The organism is Nocardia sp. NPDC059236 (assembly GCF_042754085.1).
Taxonomy (GTDB): Bacteria; Actinomycetota; Actinomycetes; order Mycobacteriales; family Mycobacteriaceae; genus Nocardia.
This window is the reverse complement of record NZ_JBHZAF010000010.1, coordinates 225,079-237,943: the sequence shown is the minus strand read 5'-3', so window position 1 is coordinate 237,943 and position 12,865 is coordinate 225,079. Positions and strand designations below refer to the sequence as shown.

Genomic DNA, 12,865 nt, shown 5'->3' with positions numbered 1-12,865 from the left:
AGGGGAAACCCGGGATGAGGTCGGCGGTTCTGGTGCGGGTGCGGCGCAGAAAACGGGCAGGGGAGGTCGCGGGACTGTTGTCGGCCCGCGATCTCCCCATCGTGCACTACCTTTCGCGCAGCAGTTACTGCTGGGCGGCCTGGCCCTTGTTGAAGTTGGGCTGGGCGGCCGGCTGCGCGGGCTGGCCCTGCGGGATCTGCTGCTGGGTGCCACCGGCGGGCAGCGAGTCGCCGCGCATGGAGGCGCGGATCTGCTCGAGGCGGTTGTGGCCCGCCATCTGGACGCTGGCCTGCTGGACCTCGAGCATGCGGCCCTGGACCGAGTTGCCCGCCAGCTCGGCGGCACCGAGCGCGTTGGCGTAGCGGCGTTCGATCTTCTCGCGCACCGCGTCCAGGCTGGGGACGGCGCCGGGGGCCGACAGGGTGGAGTCCATCTGCTGCAGCGAGGCCGAGACCTGCTCCTGCATCTTGGCCTGCTCCAGCTGCGAGAGCAGCTTGGTGCGCTCGGCGACCTTCTGCTGCAGCAGCATGGCGTTCTGCTCGACCGCCTTCTTGGCCTGCGCGGCGGCCTGCAACGACTGGTCGTGCAGCACCTTCAGGTCCTCGACGGACTGTTCGGCGGTCACCAGCTGGGCGGCGAAAGCCTCAGCGGCATTGGTGTATTGGATGGCCTTCTCGGTGTCACCGGCACCGCTGGCCTGGTCGGCCAGCATAACCGCCTGGCGCGCATTGGCATTGAGCTTCTCGACCTCGTCCAGCTGGCGGTTGAGCTTCATCTCCAGCTGGCGCTGGTTGCCGATCACCGAAGCGGCCTGCTGCGACAGGGCCTGATGCTGGCGCTGGGCTTCCTCGATGGCCTGCTGGATCTGAACCTTCGGATCCGCATGCTCCTCGATCTTCGAATCGAAGAGGGCCATCAGGTACTTCCAGGCCTTCACGAACGGATTAGCCATCGATTGATCCCGCCTCCATATGACGTGCCGCGCCCGGTAGCGCGACAGTAGTGCGCGACCGTCGCGCACCCCTGTTGTCCCATATCTCCACTGTGCAACGGCCGTTCCGGAGATTTCGGCAACAGCACGACGCCTCCGGCACGAAGCCTACAGAGAATTTATCCCTTTCGGCTCCACAGCACAGTGATCACTTGGCAGCCACCAGCACCAGACGATCCGACTTCGGGGCCGGAATCACAATGCGGGGGCCGAAAGTTCCATCCGCGGCCAGGGCACCGTCGCCGTCGCCACCCCTCGGGGTAACCTTCGCGGCAACCTTGGCGAGCCCGGCTTTGGCGGGCACTTTGCCGGCTCCCACCCCCGCGGTGGCCTTGTCGGCGGCCAGCGCGGTGGCCTTGTCGGCGTCGGCCATGGTGGAACTCACGTCGAAGAGCACCTGCGCCAGTGGCACGTCCAGCGCCTGGCAGATGGCGGCCAGCAGTTCACTGGACGCCTCCTTGCGGCCGCGCTCGACCTCGGACAGGTACCCCAGACTCACGCGCGCGGAGGTGGAGACCTCACGCAGCGTCCGGCTCTGGGCAACCCGAGCGCGCCGCAGGCTTTCCCCGATGGCTTCTCGCAGCAGCGTCATCTCGTTCTCCTCACACTCGTCTCGCCGGACCCAGCGTTTGACTGGACAACGTCCGGCGTCGGCCGCGCGTTCCCGGCCTCGTCACTCGTCCCTGACGATGCGGACGAGCTCGGTGACCGCGGCGCGAACCGCGCCCACCCTGATCGTCCACCGGTCCCCCGACAACTTCAACCGAAGTACCTCGGTGGACTCCGGACCCGCTATACCAAGGAATACCGTGCCGACCGGTCGCCCGTCCTGTGGTTCGGGTCCGGCGACTCCGGTGAGCCCGATTCCCCAGTCCGCTTCGCAGCGATGACGGGCCCCGACGGCGAGCTGTTCGGCGGTGGTCGCGGCTACCGGTCCGTCGGCGGCCAGGGTGTCGGCACTCACACCGGCGAGCGACTGTTTGAGGTCGGTGGCGTAGACGATCAGTCCACCCCGCAACACTGTGCTGGCGCCCGGAATTCCCGCGATGGTGGCGCTGAGCAGTCCCGCGGTCAGCGATTCCGCAGTAGCCACGGTCTGACCGGCGGCGGCGAGCGCGGCCACCAACTCGGCGGCAGGCGCCGAGGTGACGAGCGGGTCGGGCGGAATGGGCGGAACGGTCGCTACGCGGGACAGCGCGGCCTCGATGTCGGGCCGCACGTCACGCGGCACGGCTGCCGCCCGGCGACCGGAACCAGAGCCGGGCCGCTTGCACGACGTAGTCGAGACCGGTGACGACCGTCAGCACGACGGCCACATACATCAAGTCCATTCCGGCCGAAGCGAATCCGCCGGAGAGCGGCAGCAACAGCACGGCAATGGCGACAGACTGCACCAGCGTCTTGAGCTTGCCGCCCCGGCCCGCGGGAATCACCCCGCGCCGGACCACGGCCAGCCGCAGCAGAGTCACGCCCAGTTCGCGGGCCACGATGACGATCGTGATCCACCAGGGCAGATCGTGCAGCATCGACAATCCGACGAGCGCGGCTCCGACGAGTGCCTTGTCCGCGATCGGGTCGGCCAGCTTGCCGAAGTCGGTGACCAGGCCGTATTTGCGAGCCAGTTGCCCGTCGATGCGGTCGGTGATGGCGGCGACACCGAACAGCCCGGCCGCGATCCAGCGCCACTCGGTGTCGTGCCCGCCGTGGGCGAACAGCGCCAGCAGGAACAGCGGCACGATCAGGATGCGCAGCACCGTCAGCACATTGGCGATGTTCAGCAGTGGCACGGCCGGCGGCTCCGCCGCTGCCTCCGGACGGGGCACGGGGGCGAATCCCGGACGCGCCGCGGGACCGGCATCGGTCCAGCGACCCTCCAACTCGTCACGTTGCACGGTCACCAGCGCCCCCACCGGCCGAGACACCGGCCATGGTTTCCGGACCATGCCGGTATATGGGAGAGCTGGATGTGCGACACACCGATAAGCCTATCGGTACGCGGGCCGACTACTGTGCACCCCATGACAACACGGGCACCTGACAGTGGTTCGATCGGCGGGCATGCGGCGATGGCGCCGATCGTCCGCCGAGCGCGAACCTCTGACGTGCCCGAGATCAAGAGCCTCATCGACATCTACGCCGGCCGGATCCTGCTCGAGAAGAACCTGGTGACACTGTACGAGGCGGTCCAGGAATTCTGGGTGGCCGAGCACGACGGCCAGATCCTCGGCTGCGGCGCGCTGCACGTGCTGTGGGCCGACCTCGGCGAGGTGCGCACCGTTGCGGTGCACCCGGACATCAAGGGCACGGGTGCGGGGCGGCTGATCGTGGAGCAGCTCATCGCGGTCGCCCGCGAGCTGGAGCTGAAGCGGGTGTTCGTGCTGACCTTCGAGGTGGATTTCTTCGCCCGGCACGGGTTCGCGGAGATCGAGGGCACACCGGTGACCGCGGAGGTGTACGCCGAGATGTGCCGGTCCTACGACACCGGTGTCGCCGAGTTCCTGGATCTGTCCTACGTCAAGCCGAACACGCTCGGGAATACCCGAATGCTGTTGACGCTCTGACCTTCTCCGTATCCGTACCGACTTAGATCAGGAGCGAGAGCCCATGGCCGTCTTCGCCGTCCACTACGTCTACTCCGAGGCCACCGTCCCCGGCCGCGACATCCACCGGCCCGACCACCGGGCCTGGCTGAACAGCCTGGTCGACGCGGGCACCGTGCTCACCAGCGGTCCGTACCCGGACGGGTCGGGCGCGCTGATCCTGGTCCAGGCCGACGACCTGGAGGCGGTGACCACGCTGTTCGAGAACGACCCGTTCAACCGCGAGGGTCTGCTGACCGACAAGCGCATCGTCGAATGGCAGCCGACCATGGGCGCGTTCGTGTCCTGATCAGGCTTCGACCGCCTCGCGCCGGCCGGAGTCGGCGCTGCAGCGGATGGCGTCCAGGACGCGGTGCATGTGCAGGCCGGTCCCGAAGGACGGGACCAGGTGGAGATTGCGGCGGAGGTCGCTCGCCAGACGGTCGTAAAGCCTTGCCACATTGCGGGATTCGATCGGCAGCGTCGCGAAGGGTCCGGCTTCCTCGGGGGTCAGGTCCTGCCACGCGCCGCCCGGGCCGTTGGATCCCAGCAGGCGCAGGTCGCTCATCTGGATGCCGCCCGCTCCCGAGGGGCCGTCGCTGACAATCACCAGATCGCCGTCGGTGCCGGAGATTTCGATGCGGGTGCGGCCGTCGGTGACCTTGCCGTCGTGGATGTGGGCCGATACCGGTATGCCGGTATCGGTGCGGCCGGTCAGCAGCAGGTGGTCCGGGCTGGTGACCGATATCCGCTCGCCGGTCTCGTCGATGATGGCGAGCGGGTGGCGGATCGCGAGCTCGGCCGAGACCTCGGTGAGCGGGCCGACCAGGGATTCGACAGTCGCGAGGGTGTGGCCGCCCGCGACCTCCAGCATGCCCGCGCCGTTGTCGCGGTCCAGGGTGTAGGCCGCCCACTGCGGGATGCGGCCGCCCGCGCCCTTGCCGCGGGCCGCGTAGACCGTGACCGAAACCACCTTGCCCACATAGCGACTGTTGACCATCAAGGTTCGCGCCCGCTGGACGGCGGGGGCGAGCCCGGCCTGCAGTCCGACGACGTGCAGTCCGGGAACGTCGGCGGCCGCGGCCACGATGGCCTCGGCTTCAGCGGTGGTCCGGGTGAGCGGCCATTCGGAGTAGACGTGCTTGCCCGCGGTCAGCGCGGCGCGGATCAGTTCGGCGTGCGCGGGGACCTTCACGGTGATGACGACCAGGTCGACGTCGGGATGCTCGGCCAGTTCGCGCGCGTCGGTGAAGGCGTGGTCCGCGCCGAAGCGGCGGGCGGCGCGTTCAGCACTCTCGCGGCGGCTGGTGCCGACCGCGGTCAGCTCGTAGTCCGGCAGGGCGCGCAGGGCCGGGATGTGGGCGCGGGTGGCCCAGCCCCGGTCCGGGTTCGCGCCGATGATTCCCACTCGGATGCGGTCCGACATCACTCACTCCTATATCAAACGGACTCGATGCGTCCGTTTTGGACGCTAGTCAAACGGACTCGGAAAGTCCACTTTTGCTAGAGTGCGGCCATGACCGCCGTCGATCGCCTGCTGGCCCGGGATGCCGCGCCGACTCCCCGCGCCGATGCCCGCCGCAATCTCGAACGGCTGGTCACGGCCGCGCGGGCGGCGGTGGCGGAGGTCGGGGTGGCGGTCACCGCGCAGGAGATCGCGCAGCGGGCCGGGGTGGGCAAGGGGACCTTCTATCGGCGGGTGCCCTCGCTCGACGCACTGCTGACGGCGGTGCTGGAGGAGGTCCTCGACGAGGGCATCGCGGCCGCCGACCGCGCCCTCGCCCAGCCGGATCCGTGGCAGGGGTTCACCGAATTCGCCGGCGTGTACGTGGGTTTGCGGGCGGAGAGCTGCGGGGTCAACGACGCACTGGGCGGCGCGGGCAGTGCCGAGGTGGACCGCTGCATCGGCGATCTGCGCGACCGGCTGCGCGAATTGGTCGGCAGGGCACAGCAGAACGGCTCGATGCGGGCCGATATCGCCTGGGAGGACGTCGCTTTCGCGCTGGCCGGGGTCGGCACCGCCGATCACACCGTCGGCCTGCGCGCGGCCCCGGATCAATGGCAGCGCACGCTGCGCATCGTGCTGGACGGGCTGTCCGCACGCCGGTGACCACCGGTCCGGCGGTGGCGCGATACGACCGGCGGTCTACCGTCGATCTCGTGCGATCGGATGATGCCACGGCTCTGTCCAGGTTCCGCGCCGCCCGGGTGGCCCGGCTGGCCACCGCCGATGCCACCGGCGTACCGCACCTGGTTCCCGTCACGTTCGCGGTCTCCCCCGCCGATTCGCCGCTGCTGGTCGTGATCGCGATCGACAACAAACCGAAGACCACCACCGATCTCCGCCGCCTCCGCAATATCGCCGCCAACCCTCGCGTCTCGCTCCTCGCCGATCACTACGACGAAGACTGGACACGGCTGTGGTGGACGCGTCTCGACGGCACCGCCGACATCCTCGACGACACGGTGGACCGTGAGCTGCCGCTCGGCTGGCTGATCGCCAAATATCCGCAGTACCAAGCAGATCCGCCCGCGGGGCCGATCATTCGGATCACAGTCGACTCGGTGCGCGGCTGGTCGTACGCCTGATGACGTATCCGCTCGCCAGGATGTGGAGCAGCACATAGCAGCCCGCGTAGGTCGGCACCGTGATGTAGGCGAACCACACCGAGTTGTCGGCGCGCGGCATCATGAACAGGCCGATTCCGATGGGGTGCGGCGAATCCTCCATGGGCGGCCGGTCGGAGAAGGTCCACCACCAGCTGAAGGCGACCAGGACGACGACGGTCGGGGCAAGCCAGGTCCAGCGGGTAGCGGCGGTACGGGCGTGCTGCCAGGCGAGAATCAGCAAGGGCACGAACCACACCCAGTGATGGCCCCACGAGAACGGTGACGCGCACGCGGCGGTCATGCCGGTGACCGTGATCGCCGGCAACTCCTGGCGGGCGCGATGGGCAAGGGTTGCCGCGGTGAGCCCGAGGGCCACGACCGGGAGCAGCGCGAGCAGCCACATCCAGGTGGGCGGCTGGAACACGGTCGCCCCGAACGCATTCGACGCGTAGCGCTCGACGTCGAAGAACCGCAGCAGCTGCGCGAGCAGACCGTTGACGGACTGGTTGCCCGGCGAATCGACCGCCCCGACCCGGCCGGCGGCGGCGACCTGTCCGCGCCAGTACGAGTACGCGTCGCCGGGCCGGGCGAGGAAGCCGAGGGCGATGGTCGCGGCGAACGCCCCGGCCGCCATACCCAGCGTCCGCCATTGCCGGGTGCAGGCGAGATAGACGAGGAAGAACGCGGGGGTCAGTTTGATCCCGGCGGCGATGCCGACCCCGAGACCGCGCAGCCGGGCCGCGGGCGGGCGGGTGAGGTCCCAGACGATGAGCAGGACCAGGAACACATTGATCTGCCCGAGCCAGATCGTGGAACGCACCGGTTCGAGCACGGTGCAGATCACCGCCAGCACCAGTGCGAACATCCAGGTGCGCAACGTATTCGGGTATTTCAGAGTGCGCAGGCAGCACCCGGTCAGCGCGATCAGGGCCAGTACGGTCGCGGCCGACCACAGCGCCTTGGCGGTGACCAGCGAGATGCTCGTGAGCGGAACGAAGACCAGGGCCGCGAACGGGGTGTAGGTGAACTCCATGCCGAACACGACGGGCCCGTCGTAGAGCCCGGTCCGATTCCGCAGGGCCGCTCCGCCCGCCTGATACACGTCCAGATCGAGGCCGTTGTTGAACAGGCCGTAGTACGGATTGCCGATGGGTATGGCGAAGACGTGCCACAGCAGCGCGGCCACCATGACGATGAGCCCGCCGACCAGCATCCGGTCTGTCACGCAGGGTTCGGTGCTCCGGCGACCGATCCGGGTGATGTCGCGCTGCCCGGTGAACTCCTCGGCAAACTCCTCAGCCCCCAAAACCATTTGGCTACCATAACCAAAGCCCGACCCGGCCAATCCTCCCAATCACGGTGCTACACCATGGTTCTCGCGGCGAAACCGGCTGCGATCAGCCCGTGGACGCCGGCTCGGTGGTGGTCGATGTCCCGCAGACCGCGGGCGGGCTGCCTTGCACCCGCAGCAGGTCGCAGAAGGTCTGCGCGGTGACCTTCCCAGCCGCCGTCGATCTGCAGCGCCGTGCCCGGGCGGTTGAGCAGCAACGGAATTCCGTGCTTCTTGATGGCGAAGGTCGCCGCGGCGACGCGAAATCTCTGCTCTTCGGCGGTAAAACCGCAGGGAATCAAGGGCATTCGGAAGGCAGGCAGGCTGTTAGGGTCGGCGGATGAGCGATGGCACGCAACTTCGGATCGGGATTCTCGGTGCGGCGAATATCGCGCCGACGGCGCTGATCGGTCCGGCCGGGCGAAATCCGGACGTTGTCGTGGCCGCGGTCGCGGCACGGGACCGGGCACGGGCGGAGGAGTTCGCCCGCAAGCACGGGATCGGGCAGGTCTACGGCAGCTACGAGGCGCTGGTCGGGGCGGACGACCTGGACGCGGTGTACATCCCACTGCCGAACGGCCTGCACGGGCGATGGATCCGCGCCGCGGTCGAGGCCGGCAAACATGTGCTGTGCGAGAAACCGTTCACCGCCGATGCCGGAGAGGCGCGCGAGATCGCCGCGCTGGCAGGAACATCGGATCGGGTGGTGATGGAGGCGTTCCACTACCGCTATCACCCGCTGACGCTGGCGGCCGAGAAGATCATCGCCTCAGGCGAATTGGGGACGCTGCGGCGGGTGGAGACCGCGCTGTGCTTCCCCCTGCCCAAGTTCTCCGATATCCGTTACAACTACGACCTCGCGGGCGGGGCGCTGATGGACGCGGGTTGCTATGCCGTGCACATGGCCCGGACCTTCGGCGGCGAGCAGCCCGAAGTGGTCGCGGCGCAGGCGAAATTGCGCGATCCGCGCATCGACCGCGCCATGACCGCGGAGCTGCGCTTCCCCTCCGGGCACACCGGCCGCATCCGCTGCTCCATGTGGTCGTCGGATCTGGTCCGGATCAGTGCCACGGTGATCGGTGACCGCGGCCGGATGCGGCTGCTCAATCCGGTGGCGCCGCAGCTGGGGCACGTGCTGTGGCTGAGCACCGAGAATGGCCGCAGCCTGCGGCAATTCGGGCGGCGCGCGTCGTACGACTATCAGCTCGACGCCTTCGCCGGGGCGGTGCTGCGGGGCGAGCCGATCCTCACCACACCCGCCGAAGCCGTTGCGAACATGAGCGTCATCGATGCCGTCTACCAGGCGGCCGGTCTGCCGCTGCGCCGGCCGAGCTGACATCACGACCGTCTTTCCGGGACCGGGCGGGCCCCCGGCTGCCGAGCGCGCAGCGCGAAGGCACACCATATCCGGTGTGAACACCCAGACTTGCGACGTCATTGTCATCGGGGCCGGACCGACCGGCGAGAATGTCGCCGACCGCACCGCCGCGGCCGGGCTCGACACGATCATCGTCGAGTCGGAGCTGGTCGGCGGCGAATGCTCCTACTGGGCTTGCCAACCCAGTAAGGCGCTGCTGCGCCCGGCCCTGCTGTACGGCGAGGCAGTGCGCTTCCCCGGGGTCGGCGCCGCGGTCACCGGGCCGCTCGACACCCGCGCGGTGCTGGAACACCGCGACCGCATGGCCTCCGACTGGAACGACCACGGCCAGGTCGAATGGCTCGACGAGGCCGGCATCTCACTCCTGCGCGGTCACGGCCGGCTCGACGGAGTGCGGCAGGTGACGGTGCAGACCCCCGACGGCGACACGGTGCGATTGCAGGCCCGGCACGCGGTCGCGATCTGCACCGGCAGCCGCGCGGCGCTGCCGCCGCTGCCCGGACTGGATGCGCTGCGGCCGTGGACGAGCCGGGAGGCCACCAGCGCGTCCGAGGTTCCGGGGCGGCTGGCCATCGTGGGCGCCGGTGTGGTGGCGACCGAAATGGCCACGGCCTGGCGGGCGCTCGGCTCGCAGGTCACGCTGATCGCTCGGGGTGCGCGCCTGCTGGACCGGATGGAACCCTTCGCCGCCGACCTGGTTGCAGACCGGCTCCGGGCGGCCGGCGTGGACCTGCGGTTCGGGCGGACAATCGCAACGGCCGAGCGGGCGGGTGGGCCCGATGACAGCATCCATCTCACTCTCGACGACGGCGCGCGGATCGTCGCGGATGAACTGCTGTTCGCGACCGGTCGCGCGCCACGCACCGCGGACATCGGCCTCGACATCGTCGGACTGGACCCGGGCGCGTGGCTGGCCACCGACGACACCTACACGGTGACCGCCGTCGACGGCGAATGGCTGTACGCCGCGGGCGATGTCAATCATCGGGCGCTGCTCACCCATCAGGGCAAGTATCAGGCGCGCATCACGGGCGCGGTGATCGCCGACCGGGCCCGCGGCCGCACGCTCGAGACCGGTCCGTTCGGACGGCATTCGGGCACCGCCGATCTGGTCGCCGTGCCGCAGGTGGTGTTCACCGAGCCGGAGGTCGCGGCGGTCGGGCTCACCGCCGCGGAGGCCGCGCGCCAGGGCCGGGCCGTCGATATCGTCGACTACGACCTCGGCCGGGTCGCCGGTGCGGTGCAATACGATCCGGACTATCGCGGCCGGGCGCGGGTTCTCGTCGATCCCGAGCGCGGGGTGCTCGTCGGGGCGACGTTCGCCGGGGGCGGGGTGGCCGAGCTCCTGCATTCGGCGACCATCGCCATTACCGGAGAGGTCCCCATCGACCGGCTCTGGCACGCGGTGCCCGCGTACCCCACGATCAGTGAGATCTGGCTGCGACTGCTGGAAACCTATCGCGATCAACAACATTCGCAGGTGCAGGGCGCCGGGGATTCGGCGTCCTGAGCACGGGTCGCGGAATCCGAAGTTGCACCACCGGTTCCGGCGCCGGGCCACGGTGAGGACCGGCGCCGGAGGCGGTTACAGGGAGCCGCGTTGCCGCAGGTTCCCCGCACGGTCGAGCTCGACAACGGTGTCGATGCCGATCCGGTGCAGGAACGGATAGTCGTGGCTGACCACCAGGATCGCGCCGCGATAGTCGGCCAGCGCCTCCACCAGTTGATCGACGCTGGCGATATCGAGGTTGTTGGTCGGCTCGTCGAGGATCAGCAGCTGTGCCGGTGGATCGGCCAGCAGCAGGCGCGCCAGCGACACCCGGAAGCGTTCACCGCCCGACAGCGTCGAGACCGGGCGTTCGACAGTGCTGCCGCGAAGCAGCAAGCGGGCCAGCTGATTACGGATCGTGGCCGGTGCGGTGGTGGTGGCCACCGCGTGCACATTGTCGAGTGCGCCGGCCTGCTCGTCCAGATTGTCCAGGCGTTGCGGCAGGTAGCCCACCCGGTCGGTGAGCAGGGTGCCGCGTTCGGGGTGGCGGCCGCTGAGCAGGTGCTCGATCAGCGTCGACTTGCCCGCGCCGTTGGGGCCGATCAGGGCGACCCGTTCCGGGCCCTGGATGACGATGGTGCGGTCGCCGTCGCCGAGTTCCGCGATGCGGCGGCTGCGCGGCACGTCGGGGTCGGGCAGGTCGAGATGGATGTGCTCGTCGCGACGGACCCGCGCGGCCGCGGCGTCCAGGACATCCTGGGCGGCACGGACTTTGGCGTCGAGCGTGGTGCGCATGGCGCCGGCCGAGCCCTGCGCCCGGCTGGCCCGGTTGCCCGCGAGGATGCGTGGAATGCCGCCATCCCGCTGCGTCGTACGCGCGGTGCGCTCGCGCCGGGCCAGTTTGGTCTCGGCCTCGATGCGCTGCCGCTTCTCGACCTTCAACGCCTGCTCGGCGGTTCGCGCCGCCTGCTGGGCCGCGGCCTGTTCCTGCTCGACGTGCTCCTGCCACGCGCTGTAGGGACCGCCGTACACCTCGAGGGTCGCGCCGTGCAGTTCCGCGGTGGCGTCCATGCGCTCCAGCAGTTCCAGATCGTGACTCACCACGACGAGCGTGCCCGGCCAGGAATCCACGAATTCCGCCAGCTTGGCACGGGTTTCGCGATCGAGGTTGTTGGTGGGCTCGTCGAGCAGCGTGATCGGGGTGCGCCTGATCCGCAGCCCGGTGACGGCGATGAGAACGGCCTCACCGCCGGAGATCTCGCCGACCCTGCGGTCGAGATCGGCTGCGCTGAAACCGATCTCGTGCAGCATTTCGTCGGCGCGGGCTTCGATGTCCCAGTCGTCGCCGATCGTCTCGAAGTGCTTCTCCTCGGTGTCGCCGGCTTCGATCGCCCGCAGGGCCGCGAGTGTGCCTGCGATACCGAGCAATTGCGCGATGGTGTCGTGCTGGGCGAGCGTGAGGTGCTGCGGGAGATACCCCACGTCGCCGCTGGTTTCCACCCGCCCCCAAGGTCGGGGTGAGGATGCCGGCGATCAGACGCAGCAGCGTGGACTTCCCCGCGCCGTTACGCCCCACCAAACCGGTGCGCCCGGTGGTGAACACACCATCGACCCCCGCGAGAGCGACGGTCCCGTCGGGCCATTCGAATGACAGATTCTGCAGCGTGATCGCTGCTTGCATTGATGAAGACATGTGTCGACAGACTCTTCCTGCTCATGGGATTACCGACGTCGCCGACACACACCAGAAATCAACGGCCCATTCCCGATTCGGAACGCCGTGCAGCAGGTGTGATCGCAACGCCGCCTTCGAGTAGGCGGCTAGAGTCTGTCGACCTCGATGAGCATCCGGCCACCCTATCAGGCCCCGCGCACCCCAGGTCGACGGCAATCAAGCCGTCGTGATTGCAGCACCCCGCTGACAGTCGTCGAGCTTCAGAATGAATCGCGGCAAGTGGGGATCGGTGGCGGGCAGGCCGTCCGGGTCGAGGTCCCACCACTGGCCGCCGTCGAACTCGGTCGGGTCGAGCGGATAGTCGCGGGTGCGTTCGCCGCGAATCACGTACCAGAGCGACACATCGATATGGCCCGCCGCCTGCCCCACTGTCGTTGTCCGGGTGAGGAACAGCGGATGCTCTCCGACCAGGTCGAAAACCGGCTCGATGCCGAGTTCCTCCCCCGCCTCCCGTCGGGCGGTATCCCGTGGATGCTCGCCCGCCTCGACGTGGCCGCCCATCGGCAGGTGCAGACCCGCCATCCGATGCCGGCCGAGGAAGATCCCGCGCTCGCGGGGATCGACCAGCACCACATAGGCGACAAGATGCGGTGACGGCGTGGCGGGTTTGACGCGCCGGAAGATGTCGTCGGTCGACGCGAGCCACTCCAATGTGGTTGCGCGGTGCTGCCGTTCGAGTTCATCGACGGGCGTGATCGCCGCGACGACATCCGCGACCATGGCGGTAGCAGGCTGCATGTCGGCGAACCTACC

General features: G+C 69.0%; 14 protein-coding genes and 1 pseudogene. 6 read left to right on the top strand and 9 right to left on the bottom strand.

The features are described from left to right. Positions 1–124 precede the first annotated feature (124 nt). The 4 genes from pspA to pgsA all read right to left on the bottom strand — a co-directional run bounded on the left by pspA (position 125) and on the right by pgsA (position 2,889). Positions 125–952 carry a phage shock protein PspA gene (gene pspA, locus ACFXIV_RS26675; RefSeq protein WP_379383900.1) on the bottom strand — a complete coding sequence of 276 codons (828 nt, stop codon included), beginning with the start codon at positions 950–952 and terminating at the stop codon, positions 125–127. A gap of 187 nt (positions 953–1,139) precedes the next feature. Further along, entirely contained in the window at positions 1,140–1,583 is a 444-nt protein-coding gene (locus ACFXIV_RS26670; RefSeq protein WP_379398665.1) for a helix-turn-helix domain-containing protein, read from the bottom strand. An 81-nt stretch (positions 1,584–1,664) separates the two neighbouring features. Beyond that, positions 1,665–2,159, bottom strand: a complete 495-nt coding sequence (locus ACFXIV_RS26665; RefSeq protein ID WP_354839737.1) for a CinA family protein — start codon at positions 2,157–2,159, stop codon at positions 1,665–1,667. A gap of 52 nt (positions 2,160–2,211) precedes the next feature. After that, on the bottom strand, positions 2,212–2,889 hold the full coding sequence (gene pgsA, locus ACFXIV_RS26660; protein ID WP_379398663.1) for a CDP-diacylglycerol--glycerol-3-phosphate 3-phosphatidyltransferase: 678 nt from the start codon (positions 2,887–2,889) through the stop codon (positions 2,212–2,214). A gap of 120 nt (positions 2,890–3,009) precedes the next feature. Between pgsA and ACFXIV_RS26655 the strand changes: the two genes are divergently transcribed. Both ACFXIV_RS26655 and ACFXIV_RS26650 read left to right on the top strand, forming a co-directional pair. Continuing rightward, complete coding sequence (locus ACFXIV_RS26655) at positions 3,010–3,552, top strand: amino-acid N-acetyltransferase (protein WP_379398661.1); 543 nt, start codon at positions 3,010–3,012, stop codon at positions 3,550–3,552. A 43-nt stretch (positions 3,553–3,595) separates the two neighbouring features. Then, positions 3,596–3,880, top strand: coding sequence for a YciI family protein (locus ACFXIV_RS26650; protein WP_354839554.1), 285 nt, complete (start codon positions 3,596–3,598; stop codon positions 3,878–3,880). Here the strand turns inward: ACFXIV_RS26650 and ACFXIV_RS26645 are convergent, their stop codons facing one another. Beyond that, a complete protein-coding gene (locus ACFXIV_RS26645; protein ID WP_379398659.1) occupies positions 3,881–4,996 on the bottom strand; it encodes a Gfo/Idh/MocA family protein in 1,116 nt (371 codons plus the stop codon). A gap of 90 nt (positions 4,997–5,086) precedes the next feature. Here ACFXIV_RS26645 and ACFXIV_RS26640 point away from each other — a divergent pair, with 90 nt between their 5' ends. Then, positions 5,087–5,680: a TetR/AcrR family transcriptional regulator gene (locus ACFXIV_RS26640; protein WP_379398658.1), complete on the top strand. Its 594-nt coding sequence runs from the start codon at positions 5,087–5,089 to the stop codon at positions 5,678–5,680. Positions 5,681–5,730: 50 nt separating this feature from the next. Beyond that, positions 5,731–6,159, top strand: coding sequence for a TIGR03668 family PPOX class F420-dependent oxidoreductase (locus ACFXIV_RS26635; protein ID WP_379398656.1), 429 nt, complete (start codon positions 5,731–5,733; stop codon positions 6,157–6,159). On the opposite strand, the gene ACFXIV_RS26630 is transcribed toward ACFXIV_RS26635, so the two are convergent. Next, positions 6,122–7,492 (bottom strand): glycosyltransferase 87 family protein, encoded by a 1,371-nt coding sequence (locus ACFXIV_RS26630; protein WP_379398654.1) that lies wholly within the window; start codon positions 7,490–7,492, stop codon positions 6,122–6,124. The two genes, ACFXIV_RS26635 and ACFXIV_RS26630, sit on opposite strands and share 38 nt — an antisense overlap. Before the next feature lie 50 nt (positions 7,493–7,542). Then, positions 7,543–7,818 carry a hypothetical protein gene (locus ACFXIV_RS26625; protein ID WP_379398652.1) on the bottom strand — a complete coding sequence of 92 codons (276 nt, stop codon included), beginning with the start codon at positions 7,816–7,818 and terminating at the stop codon, positions 7,543–7,545. 32 nt (positions 7,819–7,850) lie between these two features. Between ACFXIV_RS26625 and ACFXIV_RS26620 the strand changes: the two genes are divergently transcribed. Further along, on the top strand, positions 7,851–8,846 hold the full coding sequence (locus ACFXIV_RS26620) for a Gfo/Idh/MocA family protein (RefSeq protein WP_379398651.1): 996 nt from the start codon (positions 7,851–7,853) through the stop codon (positions 8,844–8,846). A 76-nt stretch (positions 8,847–8,922) separates the two neighbouring features. Continuing rightward, complete coding sequence (locus tag ACFXIV_RS26615; RefSeq protein ID WP_379398649.1) at positions 8,923–10,398, top strand: dihydrolipoyl dehydrogenase family protein; 1,476 nt, start codon at positions 8,923–8,925, stop codon at positions 10,396–10,398. 75 nt (positions 10,399–10,473) lie between these two features. On the opposite strand, the pseudogene ACFXIV_RS26610 reads toward ACFXIV_RS26615, so the two are convergent. Next, positions 10,474–12,070 (bottom strand): annotated as a pseudogene (locus tag ACFXIV_RS26610) (ABC-F family ATP-binding cassette domain-containing protein). Between the two features lie 198 nt (positions 12,071–12,268). Next, positions 12,269–12,850 (bottom strand): NUDIX domain-containing protein, encoded by a 582-nt coding sequence (locus ACFXIV_RS26605; RefSeq protein ID WP_379398647.1) that lies wholly within the window; start codon positions 12,848–12,850, stop codon positions 12,269–12,271. Between the last annotated feature and the right edge of the window lie 15 nt (positions 12,851–12,865).

Coding starts and splice junctions, on each gene's coding strand:
- pspA (WP_379383900.1), bottom strand. CDS start 952: ATGGCTAATCCGTTCGTGAAGGCCTGGAAGTACCTGATGGCCCTCTTC.
- ACFXIV_RS26670 (WP_379398665.1), bottom strand. CDS start 1,583: ATGACGCTGCTGCGAGAAGCCATCGGGGAAAGCCTGCGGCGCGCTCGG.
- ACFXIV_RS26655 (WP_379398661.1), top strand. CDS start 3,010: ATGACAACACGGGCACCTGACAGTGGTTCGATCGGCGGGCATGCGGCG.
- ACFXIV_RS26650 (WP_354839554.1), top strand. CDS start 3,596: ATGGCCGTCTTCGCCGTCCACTACGTCTACTCCGAGGCCACCGTCCCC.
- ACFXIV_RS26645 (WP_379398659.1), bottom strand. CDS start 4,996: ATGTCGGACCGCATCCGAGTGGGAATCATCGGCGCGAACCCGGACCGG.
- ACFXIV_RS26640 (WP_379398658.1), top strand. CDS start 5,087: ATGACCGCCGTCGATCGCCTGCTGGCCCGGGATGCCGCGCCGACTCCC.
- ACFXIV_RS26630 (WP_379398654.1), bottom strand. CDS start 7,492: ATGGTTTTGGGGGCTGAGGAGTTTGCCGAGGAGTTCACCGGGCAGCGC.
- ACFXIV_RS26625 (WP_379398652.1), bottom strand. CDS start 7,818: ATGCCCTTGATTCCCTGCGGTTTTACCGCCGAAGAGCAGAGATTTCGC.
- ACFXIV_RS26620 (WP_379398651.1), top strand. CDS start 7,851: ATGAGCGATGGCACGCAACTTCGGATCGGGATTCTCGGTGCGGCGAAT.
- ACFXIV_RS26605 (WP_379398647.1), bottom strand. CDS start 12,850: ATGCAGCCTGCTACCGCCATGGTCGCGGATGTCGTCGCGGCGATCACG.